The following is a 17,552-nucleotide window of genomic DNA, read 5'->3' on the forward strand; positions in this document are numbered from 1 at the left end:
ACTGGATCGTCGGGCTCGACGGACTATCGTGATCGCGAACCGAGAAGAGCAAGGCGCCCGTGCTTGGTCGATAAACCATAGGCGCGGCTATCTTGATTTTGCGTGGGCGATCGGCCGAGTAGCCGAAAGGCAGAAAATAATTCCGCCGAAGCCCCAGCGTTAGAAGGGAGCAAGAAGATGGACGCACTTTACTTCCTGAAGAGCCGCACTGGGTTCGTCCGCTTCTTCTATACAGAGCGCGCCAAGGCGTTCGTCGACGTGAAGCATCGCATCGAGAACGAACTGCCGCCGTTCGACAACCCGCGCATCGAGAACGAACTGCCGCCGTTCGACAACCCGCCTTACAGTGAAGACCCAGAACCGGCCTATTTGGAGGAATGGATGGACGCCGAGCGGCGCTATCTGTCCTGGGGCTTACCTGTATCTCGATGCTTTCGGACACGCTGAAGCTCTATTTCAAGACGCTAGCTGACCGTGTCATCGGCTTCTCGTTCGAGAACCAGAAAAAGGCGTTCGCCGGTGGGTTTGTGCCGGCCTATTTGGAGGCGCTCGGCGAAATCCTCGAAACCGACTGGAGCGACAGTCGGGTGGACCGCGCGCTGATCGAGCAGATCTTGCTTGCCCGCAATCGCGGGCAGCATGGCAAGTGCCTGACCACACTAACCGTGAACCACGACAAGGCGACCTTGGAAAAGCACCCACGGCCCTATTTCATCGGCGACGATGAAATATCGACTTTGACGTTGGAAGACAGCTCGCTTGCCTCCTTTCCAATGCCGACCATCGAGGTCAGCGCCGAAGCGCTCATGACGGCGATTGGGGAGGTCGAAGCGCTAGGCGAATATGTCGAAGGCCGGCTCGACAAGGCGCACGAATGGCGGATGCGGCGGCGCAAGGCCGCTGAGGCGTAGTAGTCGATGCGCGCCCTCCCGAAGGGCACTTCGATTGGTCATTCGACTTCCGAAGCGGGAATCGAATGGTGGCCGAAAACGCCGGTACGGGACTGAGCGACATCGATTTATTTTTCAGCGTATTTTTTTAGCGTTAGGAGGTTTGAAAAATCCCTCCCGCGCAACCGTCGCAAGACATTGCCGGGTAAAGTCCCTTCATCCTTGTCGCCGCCTCCCTGACCGGGTCCTGAGGCACAGTCCCGGCGGATGCAGGAAGGACTCCATGGATAGAGCACCCGCCGGGAGGCGGGAGGTCGGTGGTCCGAATCCACCCGGGGAGCAATCCCGCGTAGCTCAGTATCGTCCTTGCAACCGGCCGCGGCGATCAGCGGGGCGGCGGTCGACGGGGGCGGCGCTGGGCAGCGCCAGCCTGACCTTCACCCCCGACCGGATGCGGGCCGGCGACTATGATGTCGCCATCGGCACAGCGGGCAGCACCGGTCTGGTCCTCCAGACCCTGCTGCCCCTAGCGCTGGCCGGCGGTGGGTGTTTCACCACCGTGCGCCCGTCGCGGCATACGCTGACCAATATCGACACGATCGGCCGTTTCCGGGATGTGCCCATCGGAATCGACCAGCAGACCGACGGCCGGCATCTGGTCACTGTGGGGCGGGGTTGATACCCCGCCCCACCTTCCACGACGGTGGTCAGCTGCGGTTACCGCTGTCACCGGACCGGATGACAGTGCGGCAGGCCATAACGGAATTGCTCCGCGGAAAACCCGCCCGGCGAACCTACAGCCCCGCCGCGACCGCCAGCTCGTCCAGCGCCACCAGGCCCGTATCCTTCCAATGCCGGGTACGGCGCAATTCGTCGCGCACCAGCACCATCAAGGCGGCGGCCAGGTCGCGTTCCCCATCGCGCAGCGGGTCCACCTGGCGCAGCCGGTCGGTGACGGTGCGGACCAGCCCCTTGTCCAGCAGGGTGATCCAGCTTTCCGCCCCGCCGCCCAGCGGCTTGGAGATCTGCAGCATGCGGACCGCCTGGGCCAGCCGGTCGGACGGGGCCAGGGCGCGGGGATCGGACAGGGCGGCCTGGAACGACGCCTTGGCATGTTCCAGCACCAGTTCCTTGAAATTGCTGTGGCCCGATCCCCAATGCATGACCCGGCCGATCACGGCGCGCCAGCGCACACACAGGCCCAGCGCCCATTCCAGCGCATCCTGGTCCGGCAGGGCGCGTTCGATGGCGCGGCCGGCGGCGATGCAGCGATCGACCAGCGCGGGGTAGAGATTGCGCTCCACCCCCTTCACCATCTGATCCATGTAGTCACGCGCCTGGGCGCCCAGGCGCGGATCGTCCAGGATCTCGAATTCCTCATAGATACCCAGGATGGCGTCCAGATGGCCCAGCTCCTCGCCCAGAGTCAGCCGGCGCAGGGTGGTGGCGGCCAGCGGGCCCTTGATGGGCTGCCCGGCCCCAGCCAACAGCCCCGCCTCCTGCCCGATGCGCGCACAGGTACGGCCGAAATGGCTGTCCAGCGCCTCCAGGATGCGGGCCTGCACCGTGGGCGTGCCGTCCAGCAGGAAGGGCACGACGGCGCGATAGGCGCGGCGCCGATGCATCAGCGACAGCGGCACCAGATACAGCGCCATGCGCGCTTCCGGCGTGGTCAGTGATTGCAGCGGATGCAGCGCGAAGGACGCCGCCAGTTCCACTATCACCCCGGCCGACCCGCTGCCGGCCAGCACGGTATTGGCGATGGGCCGCAGGGCCGCACCATGGGTCAGCACGCCCCTGATGGTGATCAGATCCTCGGTGGTCAGGGGGCGCGGGGTGAAATCCACGCCCAAACGGCGCAGTTCCGTAGCCCGCCAGCTGTTCAGCGATGCCAGCACCTTGTGCAGCCGGGCGGCATCCCCGTTCAGCCAATCCAGCGCGCCGCGCCTTGCCTGTTCCTGCAATTCCTGGATTTCCGGCAGGGTCAACACCAGATCCAGCGGCCGCTCCGCCACCAGGGCCGGCAGCCTTGCCTCGATCTCGGCCGCCAGCCTGGCCAGCGGGCCGGCCGCCGCCTGGACCCAGACGGCCCCGATATCCACGGCATGCAGCACCCCCAGGCCGGAAAAGCCGGGGCGCAGCATCTCCATATCCGCCGTCATGAACGGTTCGAACAGCTGCGTGAACAGCCGGCGCCCATGCTGCTGGCGCGACGCATTGATGCGCTCCACCAGGGCGCGGCGGACCACGGCCAGCTTGCCATTGGTCTCCCCCGCCCCCGCTCCCGCCAGTTCGCCATACAGCAGCCGGGCAGCGCCTGAAGGCAGGCGGGACACCAAGGCGGCGACCGTCTTGCCGACCTCATCCCGGCCAGTCATGCCGCGCCCACCGACGACAGGGTCACGTCCATCTGTGGCCAGGGCATGTCGGCAGCGATCTCCGCCGCCAGCGCCATCAGGCCGGCACCATTCTCCGCCCCTTCCACCAGCAGGGAGAAACCACCCCCCTCCGCCCGGCAGACCCATTTGTCGGCGCGGTCATTGACGCTGGAAAATACCTCGATCAGCTTGTCCCGGACCTCGTCCGCCCCATGCTGGCCCAGTTCCAGCTTCAGTTCCGGCCAGTCGGACAGGACCACGTCCAGCCGAACACCACGCACGAACACCCCGTCCAGCGCCTGGCGGCAATCCAGGCTTTTCAACCGCGACCCGCCGGGCGGGCGCAGCGCGGTGCGCAGCCGGGCGGCCAGGGCCACGGGCTGTACCGGCTTCACGATGTAATCGGCGGCCCCGGCCTCGAACGCCGCGGCCAGGCTCTCGCTCTCCTCCAGCGCGGAGATGACGATCAGCGGGATGTTCGTCAGGCGCGGATTGGCCTGGATCTGGGCGGCCGCACTGATCCCGTCGATCCCGGGCAGCATCACGTCCATCAGGATGGCCCGCACAGGCGATGGCGGGCCGGATGTCCTGTCGATCTCAAGCAACGTCAACGCGTCCTCGGCAGTTCCAACGGCGTGGGCGGGGCCCAGGTTGGAATGGGTGATGATGGCCGACAGGATGATGCGCTGTTCCTCGCTATCCTCGACAATCAGGATCATCACCACCCCTCCCCCACCGGTCCCGGAACCTTATCCCAGGCTGGATGCCAATTCCTAGCTATCCAGATTAGCGCGCGTGGATGGGGCACATGCCAGATGCTTTACGTTGCGCCAGCACTCCAATCCTGCCGCCGCGCCCAATCTTCCAGGCGGGTCAGCCTCACGGGCAGGTCGGCCAGGATGGGGGCCATGTCCACGCGGAAGGGCTTTTCATCCCCATGATTGTACCATTCATAGATGCGGTGCAGCTCCCCGGTCAGCCGGTCGCGGTCCAATGTGGTGACGTCCTGGAACAATCCGGCCATGGCGTCGCAGAAATCCGCGATCGGCCGGAAATCGAAGCGCAGGTCCCGACCCAGCACGGCGCCCAGCCGGCGGGCCAGGTCCGGTCCTCTTATGGCCTCAAATCCCCCGACATTATAGGCGCGGCCCGACAGGTGTGGGCGGTCCAAAGCGGCGATCATCAGGTCGGACACATCATCCTGGCAGATCCAGCAGACATCCAGCGCCGGGTGGTGGGGATAGAGGATGCGCCCTTCATGCAGGATGTGGTGGCGGGCCCAGGCGCGCAGCAGATTGTCCAGATAGATCACCGGCTGGATCGATACGGTGGGCACGCCGCTGTCGCGCAGCCGTTCCCGCATCTCCCAGCGCGCATCATGGGCCGCGAAGCCGCGTCTCTCCTCCTTCACGATCATGGAGCTGTTGAACACCGCCATGCGCAGCCCCTGGCGCCGCGCCGCCTTGCCGATGGCATCCACCGCCCGGATCAGCGGATCTGCCGCCTGGAACGATGTCGACGGCATGGTGACGAACAGCGCATCCACCCCGTCCAGGGCGCGGGCCAGACTGTCGGGATCGCGGTAATCGGCGGCCACGCTGTCCACGCCCAGGCGGGACGGGTCGCGCGCCACGGCCAAGGGCGTGTGGCCGGCCGCGATCAGGCGGCGCAACTGCGCCTGCCCCTGGTCACCCGTGGCCCCGAAGACCAGGATTCTCACGACGCTTTCTCCAGTTCCGCCTGGGCCTCGCGAAAGGCACCCAGGCCGCGCAGCATCAGGACAGAGGCACCGATGCTGGACACCGAACAGACCAGGGCCAGCGACCAGCCCACCATGCCCGGATCACCGAACAGCCGGTCGGTGATCAGCGCGATGAAGGTGGGGGCCAGACCCAGCCCGACGATGGAAACCGTGAAGACATAGAGCGAGGAGATGACACCGCGCATGCGGTTGGGTGTGACCATCTGCAGGGCAGACGCCGCCATGGCCATGGGTAGCGTGTAGAAGAAGGTCACCCCGATGGCCATGGCAAGCGCCAACTCATAGGAAGGACTGAAGGGCAGCGCCACGGCGAACGGCACGACGCCCAGCGTGGCCACAGCCGGCGTGCGGAAGGGCGCATCACCATAGCCGCGCGCCGCCAGACCCTTCGCCAGATAGGGACCGCACCAGACCCCGACGGAGCCGGCGATCAGCACCGACGCCCCATATTGCAGCCCGACCGACGCCATCGACACCCCATAATGCCGGATCAGGAAGGAGGGTATCCACGCCGGGAAGGCATAGAGCGCGATGACATGCAGCGACATGCCGCCATAGAAGGCACCGTAGAAGCCGCGCCGTTCGCGCAGGAAGTGCCAGATCTGTGCCAGGGTGAAGCGTTCCTGCTCCCCCTTCCCGCCCCGGGCCCGCCCCGGCTCCCGCACGGTCAGCATCAGGCCGGCCAGCACCAGGCCGGGCAGGCCAACCACGATGAAGGACAGGTGCCAGGGGTCCAGCAGGCCGAAGGGACCGGCATCGACGGGGCCGACATGGCCCAGCTGCTGGATGACCAGCCCGCCGAAGATCAGCGCCAGCCCGCCGCCTAGATAGGGGCCCATCAGGAAGATGCTCATGGCGCGCGGCAGCTTGTCCTTGCTGAAATAATCCGACAGCAGCGACCACGCCGCCGGCATCAGGCAGGCTTCCGCCCCGCCCACGCCCATCCGGGCGCCGAACAGCTGCCAATAGCTCTGTGACAGGCCGCAGAAGATGGTGAAGACCGACCAGATGGTGACGCCGGTCCAGATGATGGTGCGACGGTTGCCGATATCGGTCCAGCGCCCGAACAGCGGCCCCATCAGCACATAGGCCAGCGTGAAGGCCAGGCCCTGCAACAGGCTGATCTGCGTGTCGGTCAGCAGGAACTGGCCCTTGATGGGCTCCACCAGCAGGTTCAGGATCTGCCGGTCCACGAAGGCCACGGCATAGGCGACCGTCAGCAGCACCGTGACATACCAGGCATAAAGCCCGTCGCGCGGCACAAAGCGGTCTTCGGGCTTGGCGGGCAGGGACAGGCCGGACATCAGGCTATGGGTCATCGGGCCGCACTCTCCCCGGACTGGTGGTATAGGCGCCAGCTGGGCAGCTTCTCCGGATAGTCGGCGGCGCGATGGTCGCCATAGGCACGCTGGCGCAGTGGGTCGCCCAGCGCGTCGGCATATTCCTTGACCGGCAGATAATAGAAGAAGGTCAGCAGCCGGTCGGCGAAGCGCCATTTGCCATCGGCCCCGCGCCGGTATTCATCCTGATAGCGCAGGGCGGTCAGCATGGCCTGACCGTTGCGCCAGACCTCCGCATGGGAGGTGACGATGCCCGTGGCCCGGTCGGGATCCCCGTCATCGAAGCTGACGACCTTGTCATGGGTGACATGGTTGCAGGGACCCAGGGCCGCGAACCGGCCCCGATACTGCTCAATCACCGCGTCACGTCCGCGCGCGTTCAGCACCCCATCCTTGGACCTGAAGGCGCCATCCTGGGTGAACAGGTCGGCCAGCCCCTCCAGGTCGCGGTCATCGACGGTCAACCCGTAACGGGCCACCAGATCATTGATCTCGGCCCGCGCCTCCAGCCGGTCGATGCGCTGTTCCAGGGTCAGGTTCGCTGCCATGGGGTCTCCTCCTGGGGTCTGAACCAAATTCCGCCCTCCCCTGTTCGCGAGATCTCTGCACAAGTTCTGGGCACCTTCATTCCCACTCTCTCTACCGTCACCCCGGCTTTCGCCGGGGTGACGGTAGAGATTGCAAGAAAGCTCACGACCCCAGGTTTCGCAAAATCCCGCCCCACGGGAGAGGGCGTATTCCTCAGAACTTCGCCGACAGCTCGATACCGTAGGTGCGGGGAACACCGCCCCAGACGGCGCGATGCGTGCCGCCATCGAAGCCGAAATCATAATATTCAGCATTGCTGAGATTACGCCCGAACAGGGAGATCGTGTAGCTGTCATCCAGGGAGTAGCTGACCGAGGCATCCCACAGCCCATAGGCGTCCAGCGCCAGCGACGGGCTGTTCAGCGTGTCGATGAACTGGTCATCCACCCAGGTATAGGAGGTGCGCAAGCGCAAGGAGCTGGTGGCCGATACCGGCACCTCGTAGCTGGCGGCCACCGCGTACTGCCATTTCGGCACCCGCTCGAACTTCAGGTCCTTGGCGATAGGCCCGTCGATGGCCGGCTCATACACGCCGTTGCGGTTGGTGTCGATATTGGCAAAGCTGTCATAGGACGCGTTGGTATAGCCCAGCGAGGCGTCCAGGGTCAGCGCGTCGGTGACCAGATAGGAGCCTTCCAGCTCCGCGCCCCAGATCGTGGCCGACGCGGCATTGCGCGGCACCTGGGTCACGGTCGGCAGGCCGTTGACGATCACCGTATCGGATACGGTGCGCTGGATATTGGTATAATCCGACAGGAAAGTGGCCGCGTTGAAGCGCAGGCGCCGGTCCATCAACTCGCTCTTCAGGCCCGCCTCATAGGATGACACGGTCTCCTGGTCCACAGGGCCCAGCACGGCGGCGTTGGTGGCGCGGGCATTGAAGGAACCGGAGCGGAAACCCTTGGTCCAGGAGGCATAGGCCAGGACATCGCCATCGATCTTCCAGTCCAGGCCAACCTTGGGCGAGAAGCTGTTCCACTTGTCATTATCGCTCAGCCGGGCCACCGGGCAGGCGTTGAAGTCCAGCGAGTTGTAGAGTGCCGCGTTGAACGGGCACAGCTCGATCTCCTTCTTCTCCACAGTATAACGCCCACCCAGCACCAGCGACAGCTGGTCGGTGAACTTCACCGATCCCTGGCCGAACACGGCGTAGGAGCTGTCATCGGTCTTGGCGATGCCGACGGTGCGGGAGATGACGGGCGCGGTGGCCGGGCCGCTGGCATACGCGGCGCGGCGCTCGGCGATATACATTTCCTGCGTGAAATAATAAAGTCCGGCGGTGAACTCCACCCGGTCGGAGAAGCTGGACGCATAGCGCAGCTCACCGGAATATTGGTGCTGGCTCTCCCGGTTGTCCGGGAACTCGAACACGATATAGGGCGAGCCGTCGAAATCGGTGGAGGAGTTGAACGTGACGTCGCGATAGCCGGTGACCAGCGAGACGACGCCATGGCCGACATCCAGGCTGGCATCGATGATGGCGTGGCCGGCCGTGGTGTCGACATAGCCCTGGTCATTATGGTTGATGTCGTACTTGTCCGTGGGCGGCGTATAGCCGAAGACCCGCTGAACCGTGGCGGGAGAGGCCACAAGCTGACCGTTCACCAGCAGCATGCGCGGATTGTTGCGGCTGTCCCGGTTCTGGGAGGCCGAGGAGCCGCCCTTGTCGCGGTAATATTCGCCGATCAGGTCGATGGTCAGCACCTCGTTGGGGGTCCAACGGAAGGTGGGGCGGATGATGGACGTGTCCACATCCGGCTTGGTGCGGCCCGTGGTCAGGTTCTTGAAATAACCGTCGCGGCTTTTCGACATGGCGGCGATCTTGCCGGCCAACTGCCCCTCAATGATGGGGAACTGCACCGCGGCTGACACGTCGATACGGTCATAATTGCCATAGGTGATCTTGATGTCGGCCCCCAGATCGCCATTGGGCCGGGTGGACATCACGGAAACGGCACCGCCCGTCACGTTCTTGCCGAACAGCGTGCCTTGGGGTCCGCGCAGCACCTCGACCGAGGCGATGTCAAACGTATCCTGCATGGAAGCCGGGCCGAAGCCGATATAGATGCCGTCGACGAAGGTGCCGACCGCCGGATCGACGGTGCGGATGGTGTTGGACGATCCGATGCCCCGGATGAAGAAGTTGGAGAAGCCGCCGAAGGTGCCCGACTGGTTCAGCTGGATGTTGGGCGCCATGCGGCCCACATCCACCAGATCGCTGGCAAAGCTCTTCTCGATGGCATTGGCGTCGAACGCGGTGATGGCGACCGACACGGCCTGCACATCCACGGCCCCGGCCCGTTTCTGGCTGACCACCACGATCTCGTCCAGCATCGGGGCCGCATCGGCCTTCTTTTCCTGGGCGCCGGCTGGCAACACACCTGAAAACAGCGCCAGGCCCATGGCCAGCAGGGACGGACGCCAGGACAGTTCCGCACGCTTAGACATCTTGAACCTCCCCTGAGGCCGCCGTTCAAAGGCGACCCCGTCTGTGCGGCGACAGTATCGCGGCATATAGGGGAAGACCGATATGGACTGCCCTTACGCACCGCCCGATCCAACGCCATCGCTTGTTATGTATAAATTCTATACGGTTTGTGTATGCATGACGGCAAGGGTAAATCGCCCACATACCCAAGTTTTTTGTAACAAGTGTTGGATATCGAGGTAGCGGATTTCCTGGACAGGCACGGCAACGCCGGAATCCCAAAAGAAAAAAGCCCGCACGGAGGGGCGTGCGGGCCGACAGGACAGGATAAGGGAGTGCCCGCGACGCGGGAAGAACCCAGGGGTTTGCGTATACAGGATTTCACCTCTCCCATACGCAGAGGAGAGGGACAGGGTCTTTCAGCGCCCCGCCACCTGCTTCAGCACGCCATAGACGTAATCCACGCCCTCATGCACCGACTTCACCGCCACGCGCTCGTCATGGCCATGGACACGCGACGAGGTGTCGGGATCGGTGGGGAACGGGCGGATGCCATAGACGGGCACGCCGCGCGCCCGCCAGGGGCCGGCATCGGTGGAGGCCTGCAGCATCACCGGCAGCACCTGCGCCTGCGGCCAGACCCGCTTGGCCTGCTTCTCCAACGCCGCGAACAGGTCGGTCTCGGTGCTGGACGGCTGGATGGCGCTGCGCTGGCGGAAGAAGGCTTCCTGTTCCTCCTTGGGCCGGGAATTGACGATCTCCACCTCGATGGCTTGATTGCCGATCAGGACCTTCACCTGCTCCACAAACTGGTAGACATCGACACCGGGCATCAGGCGGGCATTCATGATCGCCTCCGCTTCGCCCGGAATGATGTTGGGCTTCACCCCGGCATTGATCATGGTGACGACCATGGTGTCGCGCATCAGGGCCGACAGGGTCGGCGCTTCCTTTGGGTGGGCCGCCAGAACCTCCTTGGCGGCCACCAGTCGGGCAGCATCGTCACTGGCCGCCAGCAGCCGATCCACAGCACCCGACAGCGGACCGGGATAGAGCTTGGCCAGCCCCGTGAAATAGGCCACGGCCGGCGGGGTCAGCTTGATCGGCGTTTCCGCGAAAGCGATTTTCCCCAGGGCGGCGATGAGCTGGCCATTGGCCGTCTCCAGCGGCGGCACGGCCAGCGAGGAATGGGCCGCCTTGCCCCGCGCGGTCAGCTTCAGGTTCAGCGTCTGCTTGTCGGCCACGGAGATATTGATCTGCCGGACCTTGCCATCGGGGTCCAGCATGGTATTGCCGCCCTCGTTCAGGGCCACGGCCGCGTCGATCTTGGCCCAATGGTTCTGGGCCAGCCAGCCGGTATTGTACCGCCCCTGCTCCTCATCGGCCTCGGCCAGGAAGATGATATCGCGCTTCAGCTTCACTTTCTCGTGGGCCAGCCGCATCACGACGCGGGCGAACACGGCCACGGCACTCTTGTTGTCCAGGGCACCGCGGCCATAGACGAACCCATCCTTGATGGTGGCGGCGAACGGATCCACGGTCCAGAATTCCCGCTCCACCGGCACCACATCGGTATGCGCGGCCAGCAGCACGGGCGCCAGGCTGCCATCGCCCTTCAGCCGCGCAATGAAATGCGCCGCCTTGCCGTTGGGCGACAGGATGATTTCCGTCTCCACCCCCAACGGCTTGAACAGGCTTTCCAGATATGCGGCCAGCTTCGTGGTGTCGCCAGGCGCGTTCACCGTGTCGAAGCGGATCAGATCCTGCAACAGGGCGACAGCGGCATCACCCTCCGCCGCCTTGGACGCGGCCTGGGCGGTGGGTGCCGACAAGGACAGCAGCAGGGCCGGGATCAACAAGCAGCGGAGGGGATGCTTCATCGCTCGGATACTCCGTTACTTCACATTGATCTGGTAGCTGCCGGCGGACTGATGGCCATTGGCCGCCGTCACCGCCCAATCCACCTTATAGGAACCGGCCGCCAGCTTGGTTTTCGGCGTCACGATCAGCGATTGGCTGTCGGCCCCGTCGGCGATGCTGACACCCCCGGCCGGCGCCGGTGACAGGGTGACGGCGGCCGTGCCCGGCGTCAGCTTTTCCGAAAAGGACAAGGACAGGGCGGCCGGCGCCGGGCCGGTGCTGTCCACCGCCGGATCGGCCGCCTTCAGCTTGGGATGGGCGAGAGCGGGAGCCGCCAGCAGCAACGACAGGGCCATGACGGGGATGATGCGGGTCATGCGCATGGGGTGGTCCTTTGGGTTGGCACATAAAGTCAAAACTTCGCCACCTCATCCACCGTCACCCCAGCGAAAGCCGGGGTGACGGTGGATGAGGTGGGAAGCGGAAGCGGCTATCACTCAAAACCGATATGTCGCCTTCACATGGAAGGCCCGGCCATTGACGCCATAGGGTGCGATATAGGCGTAGGGGAAGGTGCCGTTATTGTCCGCACCATTGGTTCCGGCCGCCACCGACGCGGTGGTCGAGGCGATCTGCTTTTCCGGATACTGGTCGAAAAGGTTGGATACGCCCGCCGACAGGGTGAAATCCTCGGTCAGATCGTATCCCGCCTCGATATCGACCACGATATCGGCACGATAGTACTGGATGATGTCGGAATTGGCCGACGTGGCGGATACCGGCACCAGCTTCACCTTGTAACCCGGCGTCAGCGCCGCGACCTGGGCCGGCGTGCGGTTGGTCAGGGCCACCTGCGCCACCTCGCCATACCGGGTCCCCGTCAGGTTCAGGTGCAGCGCATCCTTCCGCCAGTTCAAGTTGGCGGTGAACTTGTCCTTGGGCATGCTGTCGGTGAAACGCACCTGCTGGGTCAGGTCGAACAGCACCGTTCTGATGCCGATATCATAGAGTGGAGCGGGCGTGCCGGCGATGCGGTCGAACTTGGTATCGTTGAAATTGGCGGCGAAGGTGCCGGTGACCTCGCCCCATTCATCCAGGTCGTGCTTGTAGCGCAGGGTGACATCCACGCCCTTGGTCGTCGTATCCACGGCGTTGGTCAGATAGGAAATGGCCCCCAGCCCCGGATATCCGCGTGCCGCCAGCAGGGCCGTCAGGGCCGTGGACTGGAAGTTGGACGACATGGCGATACGGTCGGTGATCTTGATCCGGTAATAATCCACCGTGGCATCGAAATCGCCGCTGCTGAACACCACACCGGTGGAGATATTGTCCGACTTTTCCGGCTTCAGCGGCGCCGCGCCGACCAGGGCGGCTGTCGGATGATAGACGGAGATGTTGCGGATGCGCAGCGGCTGGCCGTTCACGAAGCTGACATTGGTGGAACTGAAATAGGACTGCGCCAGGGCCGGGGCCCGGAACCCGCTGCCGAACGATCCGCGCAGCGCCAGCTCATCCGTGATCTCGAACCGTCCCGCCAGTTTGTAATTGGTGGTGTCGCCGAAATCGGAGAAATCCTCGTAGCGCAGGGCGCCGGACAGGGTCAGGCGCTCGTCGAAGAAATCGCGTTCCAGCTCGATATAGGCGGCCTTGCTGTTGCGGGACTGGTCGGTGGCATCCTCCGGTGTGTTGCCGCCGCCGGGCTGTGCGCCCACAGGGGCCGGGCGGCCGGCATTGGGACCGTCCAGGATGGGCACGCCGCCATTGGCATAGCTGTCGGGCTCACCCACGCCCAGCTCATAGAATTCCTTGCGATATTCCAGGCCGAACGCAACTTTCAGCGGCTCGCTGTCCCCGATGGGGATCTGCCGGGTGAAATCCAGGTTCGTCGTCCATTGCCGGAAATCGTTGAAGCCCCGGTCGAAGCTGGTCTTGCTGGCCGTGCCCTGGGAGACGTTGGCCGTGTTGGAATATCCCGTGTTGATCCGCGACCCGCCATACAGCGTGGACAGGTCCCAGCCGAAACCGGCCAGATCGTCGCCACGCAGGCCGATGGCACCGGAACCGTTGATAATCTCGATCTCCTGGATGGGCATGAACCCGTCAGGATAGAGGCTGCGCAGTGTCTCATCCTGCCCGGCGCGGCGGAAGAAGTTGAAACTGTTGCCCTTCACCCGGCTGTAGCCGCCGAAGCCATAGGCCGTGACATCATCGGACAGCGGCTTTTCGGCGTTCAGGAACAGGGCGAGCTGTTCGTATTTCGGCTCGCCGAACTGCCACATGGTGCGGTCGATGGTCGCCTCGCGCGGGTCCAAGGTACCGTTGGACGGGGTCAGGCCGATACCGGAACCGTAATTGCCCGACGGCATGACCAGAGCGCCGGCAGCGTTGCGGCCGAAATATTGCTGGCGGGTGTCGGGGGCGGCGCGGTTGGTCTCCTCATGATCCTTGTACTGCACCGTCAGACGGGCGAAGCCGTCATCGCCCAGGTCGATGCCCTTGGCGACCGACACTTCCACATGCTCGCCGTCCCCTTCCTCGGTGATGCCATACATGGCCGATGCCGTGCCGTCCGTGCCCTTGGCCAGCCGGACATTCATCACGCCGGCGATGGCATCCGACCCGTACTGGGCGGCGGCACCGTCGCGCAGCACTTCCACGCGGGAAATGGCGGCTGACGGGATGGAATTGAAATCATAGGCGACGTCGCCACGCCCGATCTGGTTGCCGGCATTCACGCCCGGTGCCGTATGCCGGCGCTTACCATTGACCAGCACCAGCAACTGGCCCGTGGACAGACCGCGCATGGTCGGCGGCGTCAGGAAGTCCAGCGCACCGGCGGCCGTGGGGCGCGGGGTGCTGAAGCTGGGCACCGCCACCTTCAGCATGCTCTGCAGATCGGTGGCCCCGCCGCGGGTCAGCTCCTCGGCGGAGATGCTGTCGATGGGCGTGGCGCTCTCGGTGACGACGCGCGGCTCGAAGCGCGAGCCGATGACGATGATCTCCTCCAGCTCCGCCGGCTGTGCCAGGACGGGGGCCGCCAGCAGCAGGGCCGTGGTGGAAAGGCAGGAGGCGGTGAGTGTCTTCAGTCCCTTACCCATGATGATGGTTCCCTGTTCTCGTCTGTTCGGTTTGGTGGCTTGCAAGCACCTCTGTCGGGTGCGTTGGGTACGCCTGGTGGCGTCGGGCATGGATGGCCCGTTCACGGAGGGCGGCGTGCCTTCCATGGGGAATGGTCCGGTGGTGGTTGGGGGGATGGGGCGGCCTTAGCTCATCGCCGGCTCCATCGGATTGGTATCGTCATTCTCAATGCAGCACCTGGCCCAGGAACGCGCGGGTCCTTTCATGCTGCGGATTGGCGAAGAAATCGGCGGGCGGTGCCGCTTCCACGATCTGGCCGGCATCCATGAAGATGACGCGGTCGGCCACCTGCCGGGCGAAGCCCATCTCGTGGGTGACGCACAGCATGGTCATGCCCTCGCGTGCCAGCTCAACCATGATGTCCAGCACCTCCTTGACCATCTCCAGGTCCAGCGCACTGGTCGGCTCGTCGAACAGCATGATCTCCGGAGCGAGCGACAGGGCGCGGGCGATGGCCACCCGCTGCTGCTGCCCGCCGGATAACTGTCCGGGGAATTTGCGGGCCTGTTCGGGGATGCGCACGCGGGCCAGATAGGCCATGGCAATCTCTTCCGCTTCCGCCTTGGCCATGCGCTTCACCTGGGTCAGGGCCAGGGTGCAATTCTCCAGGATGGTCAGATGCGGGAACAGGTTGAAGCCCTGGAACACCATGCCCACCCGGCGGCGCACCGCCTCCACCGACCGCGCATCGCCGGTCAGCTCCGTGCCCTCCACGCTGATCCGCCCCCCCTGGTGTTCCTCCAGCCGGTTGACGCAACGGATCAGGGTGGACTTGCCCGACCCGGACGGGCCGCAGATAACGATCCGTTCGCCGCGCGCCACGCTCAGGTCCACATCGCGCAGCACATGAAAGCTGCCGTACCATTTATTGACGCGGGACAGTTCGACGGCAATCATCGGGCGGCTCCCCTTGATATCCGCAGTTCCAGCCAGCGCGCATAGCGGGAGATGGAAAAGCAGATCGTGAAATAGATCAGCGCGATCAGCAGATAGGTCTCAGCGAACGGCGACGGCCAGGCGGGATCGGCCAGGGCGGCACGCCCCGCGCTCAACAGGTCGAACAGGCCGACCACCAGAACCAGACTGGTATTCTTGACCATGACGATGATGGTGCTGGTCAGCGGCGGGATGACCTTGACGATGGCCTGCGGCAGCACGATCAGCCGCGTCGTCTGCCACCAGCCCAAGCCCAGCGCCTGCGCCGCCTCATTCTGTCCCTTCGGCACCGCCTGCAACCCGCCACGCAGCACCTCGGCGATATAGGCAGCCGATACCAGGGTCATCGCGGCCAGCGCCCGCACCAGCTTGTCGATGCTCACCCCCTCGGGCAGCAGCAGCGGCAGCAGGATCGACGCGATGAACAGCAGCGACAGCAGCGGCAGACCCCGGATCAGCTCGATCACCCCGATCGACAGGTACCGCGGCACCGGCAGGCTGGCCCGCCGCCCCAGCGCCAGCAACACCGCCAGCGGAAAACCCAGCCCCAGCGACCAGACGGTCAGCAGCAGGGTGATGGGCAGCCCGCCCCAGGCCGATGTCGGCACGGATTTCAGCCCCAGCACGCCCCCACCCATCAGCACCAAGCTGCCCAGCATGCCGGCGACCCACAGGCCGATGGTGACCCTGGTCCAGTTGCGTGGCGGCAGGCTCCACAGACCCAGCCCCAGGATCAGCACGCAGACCGCCACGGGCCGCCATTGCTCGGCCGGCGGATAGATCCCGAACAGGATCTGCGGGTACTTTTCCGCCAGGAAGGCCCAGCAGGCGCCCGCCTGCCGGCATGCCTCGCCGCCCCCCGTCCACACGCCGTTGATCACGGCCCAGGACAGCAGGTGCGGCAGCATCCAGACCAGGGCCAGCACCCCTGTCAGGGTCATGGCGGCACTGACCATGTCGCCGAACAGCAATTGCCACAACGGCTTGGCTGCGGCCACCGGGGCCGGGCGCGGCGCCGTGGCACCCTGGCGGACGAAGACGGGCGCGGGTTGGGTCATGTCCGTCATCGCGTCACCAGGGCGATCCGCCGGTTGTACCAGTTCATGAACACAGACGCGGTGATCGACAGGGTCAGGAACACCAGCATCAGGATCAGGATGCCTTCCACGGCCTGGCCCGTCTGGTTGATGGTGGTCGCCGCCACCAGGGCGATGTCCGGATATCCCACGGCCAGGGCCAGGGTCGTGTTCTTGGTGATGTTGATATACTGGCTGGTCATCGGCGGGATGATGACGCGCAGGGCCTGCGGGATGATGATCAGGCGCAGCAGCTTTCGTTCATCCAGGCCCAGCGCCCTTCCCGCCTCCCACTGTCCCCGGTCCACGGCATCGATGCCGCCCCGGATGATCTCGCCGATGAAGGCGGCGGAATAGAGCAGCAATCCGGCGAACACCGCCGTGAATTCCGGCGACAATCCCATGCCGCCCGTCACGTTGAACCGCCCCATCACCGGCTTGTCCAGCGCCAGTGACAGGCCGGTGCCGGCCCAGACCAGCCCCACCAGCAGCAGGGAAGACACGCCCGCGATCATCCCATGCCGGTTCGATACCCCGGTGCGCAGTCGCTGCCTCTTCCCCCACCGCCAGGCGGCAATCGTCCCCGCCAGCCCGACCAGCAGGGCCAGCAGCAACGGCCCCTTGTCACCCAGCACCACCGGGCGCGGCAGGTACAGCCCCCGGTCGGCCAGAATGACGCCCTCCACCGGCGTGAAGGCCGCATGGATATTGGGCAGTCCCAGCGTCACCAGCGCGTACCAGAACAGCAATTGCACGACCAACGGCGTGTTGCGCATCGCCTCAACATACACGGTCGCCGCCCCGCTGGTCAGCGGATGGCTGGACCGCCGCGCCAGCGCCACGCCCAGCCCCAGCAGGGTGGCTGCAATTGCCACCGTCACAGCCAGGAACAGCGTATTGCCCAAACCCACCAGGAAGGCCCAGCCGAAACTGTCCGTGGGCCGGTATCTCAGGACGCTCTCCGCGATGGGAAACCGCGCCGCCCGCTCCAGAAACCCGAAGCCACCGGCAATGCCGCGTGCCTCCAGATTGGTGACGGTATTGTGCGCCAGCCAGCCGACACCACCGACGACGACGATGAGGAGCAACGCCTGCAGCGCGATCTGGCGGGTGCGCGTGTCGTGGAGAAGGTGGGAAAGGTTCGCCATCCCCACCC

General features: G+C 65.0%; 15 protein-coding genes. 3 read left to right on the top strand and 12 right to left on the bottom strand.

Annotation, left to right across the window (positions count from 1 at the left end):
- Positions 1-177 precede the first annotated feature (177 nt).
- The 3 genes from AC1Q7F_RS16785 (at position 178) to AC1Q7F_RS16795 (ending at position 1,569) form a co-directional block, all read left to right on the top strand.
- Positions 178-447 (top strand): hypothetical protein, encoded by a 270-nt coding sequence (locus AC1Q7F_RS16785; RefSeq protein ID WP_492508870.1) that lies wholly within the window; start codon positions 178-180, stop codon positions 445-447.
- Positions 429-911: a hypothetical protein gene (locus AC1Q7F_RS16790; RefSeq protein ID WP_492508872.1), complete on the top strand. Its 483-nt coding sequence runs from the start codon at positions 429-431 to the stop codon at positions 909-911. Before AC1Q7F_RS16785 ends, AC1Q7F_RS16790 begins: the two co-directional genes overlap by 19 nt.
- 262 nt (positions 912-1,173) lie before the next feature.
- Positions 1,174-1,569: an RNA 3'-terminal phosphate cyclase gene (locus AC1Q7F_RS16795; RefSeq protein WP_492508874.1), complete on the top strand. Its 396-nt coding sequence runs from the start codon at positions 1,174-1,176 to the stop codon at positions 1,567-1,569.
- 115 nt (positions 1,570-1,684) lie between these two features.
- Here AC1Q7F_RS16795 and AC1Q7F_RS16800 read toward each other — a convergent pair whose 3' ends face one another.
- The 12 genes from AC1Q7F_RS16800 to AC1Q7F_RS16855 all read right to left on the bottom strand — a co-directional run bounded on the left by AC1Q7F_RS16800 (position 1,685) and on the right by AC1Q7F_RS16855 (position 17,544).
- A complete protein-coding gene (locus AC1Q7F_RS16800; RefSeq protein WP_492508876.1) occupies positions 1,685-3,268 on the bottom strand; it encodes a hypothetical protein in 1,584 nt (527 codons plus the stop codon).
- Entirely contained in the window at positions 3,265-3,987 is a 723-nt protein-coding gene (locus tag AC1Q7F_RS16805) for a response regulator (RefSeq protein ID WP_492508878.1), read from the bottom strand. The genes AC1Q7F_RS16800 and AC1Q7F_RS16805 overlap by 4 nt, the downstream gene beginning before the upstream one ends.
- Before the next feature lie 101 nt (positions 3,988-4,088).
- Entirely contained in the window at positions 4,089-4,988 is a 900-nt protein-coding gene (locus tag AC1Q7F_RS16810; RefSeq protein ID WP_492508880.1) for an SDR family oxidoreductase, read from the bottom strand.
- On the bottom strand, positions 4,985-6,349 hold the full coding sequence (locus AC1Q7F_RS16815) for a spinster family MFS transporter (protein WP_492508882.1): 1,365 nt from the start codon (positions 6,347-6,349) through the stop codon (positions 4,985-4,987). The genes AC1Q7F_RS16810 and AC1Q7F_RS16815 overlap by 4 nt, the downstream gene beginning before the upstream one ends.
- Positions 6,346-6,918: a nuclear transport factor 2 family protein gene (locus AC1Q7F_RS16820; RefSeq protein ID WP_492508883.1), complete on the bottom strand. Its 573-nt coding sequence runs from the start codon at positions 6,916-6,918 to the stop codon at positions 6,346-6,348. Before AC1Q7F_RS16820 ends, AC1Q7F_RS16815 begins: the two co-directional genes overlap by 4 nt.
- 193 nt (positions 6,919-7,111) lie before the next feature.
- Positions 7,112-9,406, bottom strand: coding sequence for a TonB-dependent receptor (locus AC1Q7F_RS16825; protein ID WP_492508885.1), 2,295 nt, complete (start codon positions 9,404-9,406; stop codon positions 7,112-7,114).
- Between the two features lie 399 nt (positions 9,407-9,805).
- Entirely contained in the window at positions 9,806-11,266 is a 1,461-nt protein-coding gene (locus AC1Q7F_RS16830; RefSeq protein ID WP_492508887.1) for a M20/M25/M40 family metallo-hydrolase, read from the bottom strand.
- Between the two features lie 15 nt (positions 11,267-11,281).
- Positions 11,282-11,629 carry a copper resistance protein CopC gene (locus AC1Q7F_RS16835; protein ID WP_492508889.1) on the bottom strand — a complete coding sequence of 116 codons (348 nt, stop codon included), beginning with the start codon at positions 11,627-11,629 and terminating at the stop codon, positions 11,282-11,284.
- Positions 11,630-11,743: 114 nt separating this feature from the next.
- A complete protein-coding gene (locus tag AC1Q7F_RS16840; protein WP_492508891.1) occupies positions 11,744-14,344 on the bottom strand; it encodes a TonB-dependent receptor plug domain-containing protein in 2,601 nt (866 codons plus the stop codon).
- 205 nt (positions 14,345-14,549) lie between these two features.
- The gene (locus AC1Q7F_RS16845) at positions 14,550-15,281 is read right to left on the bottom strand and encodes an amino acid ABC transporter ATP-binding protein (RefSeq protein ID WP_492508892.1); all 732 of its coding nucleotides are present in this window, start codon (positions 15,279-15,281) and stop codon (positions 14,550-14,552) included.
- On the bottom strand, positions 15,278-16,378 hold the full coding sequence (locus AC1Q7F_RS16850; protein ID WP_492508894.1) for an amino acid ABC transporter permease: 1,101 nt from the start codon (positions 16,376-16,378) through the stop codon (positions 15,278-15,280). The genes AC1Q7F_RS16845 and AC1Q7F_RS16850 overlap by 4 nt, the downstream gene beginning before the upstream one ends.
- Positions 16,379-16,383: 5 nt before the next feature.
- Positions 16,384-17,544 (bottom strand): amino acid ABC transporter permease, encoded by a 1,161-nt coding sequence (locus AC1Q7F_RS16855; protein WP_492508896.1) that lies wholly within the window; start codon positions 17,542-17,544, stop codon positions 16,384-16,386.
- Between the last annotated feature and the right edge of the window lie 8 nt (positions 17,545-17,552).

Source organism: Niveispirillum sp. GW835-FHT14G11, assembly GCF_058793615.1.

Excerpts from the sequence above, each read along its gene's own strand:
- AC1Q7F_RS16850 (WP_492508894.1), bottom strand. The coding sequence starts at position 16,378 with ATGACCCAACCCGCGCCCGTCTTCGTCCGCCAGGGTGCCACGGCGCCG.
- AC1Q7F_RS16855 (WP_492508896.1), bottom strand. The coding sequence starts at position 17,544 with ATGGCGAACCTTTCCCACCTTCTCCACGACACGCGCACCCGCCAGATC.
- AC1Q7F_RS16805 (WP_492508878.1), bottom strand. The coding sequence starts at position 3,987 with ATGATCCTGATTGTCGAGGATAGCGAGGAACAGCGCATCATCCTGTCG.
- AC1Q7F_RS16815 (WP_492508882.1), bottom strand. The coding sequence starts at position 6,349 with ATGACCCATAGCCTGATGTCCGGCCTGTCCCTGCCCGCCAAGCCCGAA.
- AC1Q7F_RS16825 (WP_492508885.1), bottom strand. The coding sequence starts at position 9,406 with ATGTCTAAGCGTGCGGAACTGTCCTGGCGTCCGTCCCTGCTGGCCATG.
- AC1Q7F_RS16790 (WP_492508872.1), top strand. The coding sequence starts at position 429 with ATGCTTTCGGACACGCTGAAGCTCTATTTCAAGACGCTAGCTGACCGT.
- AC1Q7F_RS16795 (WP_492508874.1), top strand. The coding sequence starts at position 1,174 with ATGGATAGAGCACCCGCCGGGAGGCGGGAGGTCGGTGGTCCGAATCCA.
- AC1Q7F_RS16830 (WP_492508887.1), bottom strand. The coding sequence starts at position 11,266 with ATGAAGCATCCCCTCCGCTGCTTGTTGATCCCGGCCCTGCTGCTGTCC.
- AC1Q7F_RS16785 (WP_492508870.1), top strand. The coding sequence starts at position 178 with ATGGACGCACTTTACTTCCTGAAGAGCCGCACTGGGTTCGTCCGCTTC.
- AC1Q7F_RS16835 (WP_492508889.1), bottom strand. The coding sequence starts at position 11,629 with ATGCGCATGACCCGCATCATCCCCGTCATGGCCCTGTCGTTGCTGCTG.
- AC1Q7F_RS16820 (WP_492508883.1), bottom strand. The coding sequence starts at position 6,918 with ATGGCAGCGAACCTGACCCTGGAACAGCGCATCGACCGGCTGGAGGCG.
- AC1Q7F_RS16845 (WP_492508892.1), bottom strand. The coding sequence starts at position 15,281 with ATGATTGCCGTCGAACTGTCCCGCGTCAATAAATGGTACGGCAGCTTT.
- AC1Q7F_RS16840 (WP_492508891.1), bottom strand. The coding sequence starts at position 14,344 with ATGGGTAAGGGACTGAAGACACTCACCGCCTCCTGCCTTTCCACCACG.
- AC1Q7F_RS16800 (WP_492508876.1), bottom strand. The coding sequence starts at position 3,268 with ATGACTGGCCGGGATGAGGTCGGCAAGACGGTCGCCGCCTTGGTGTCC.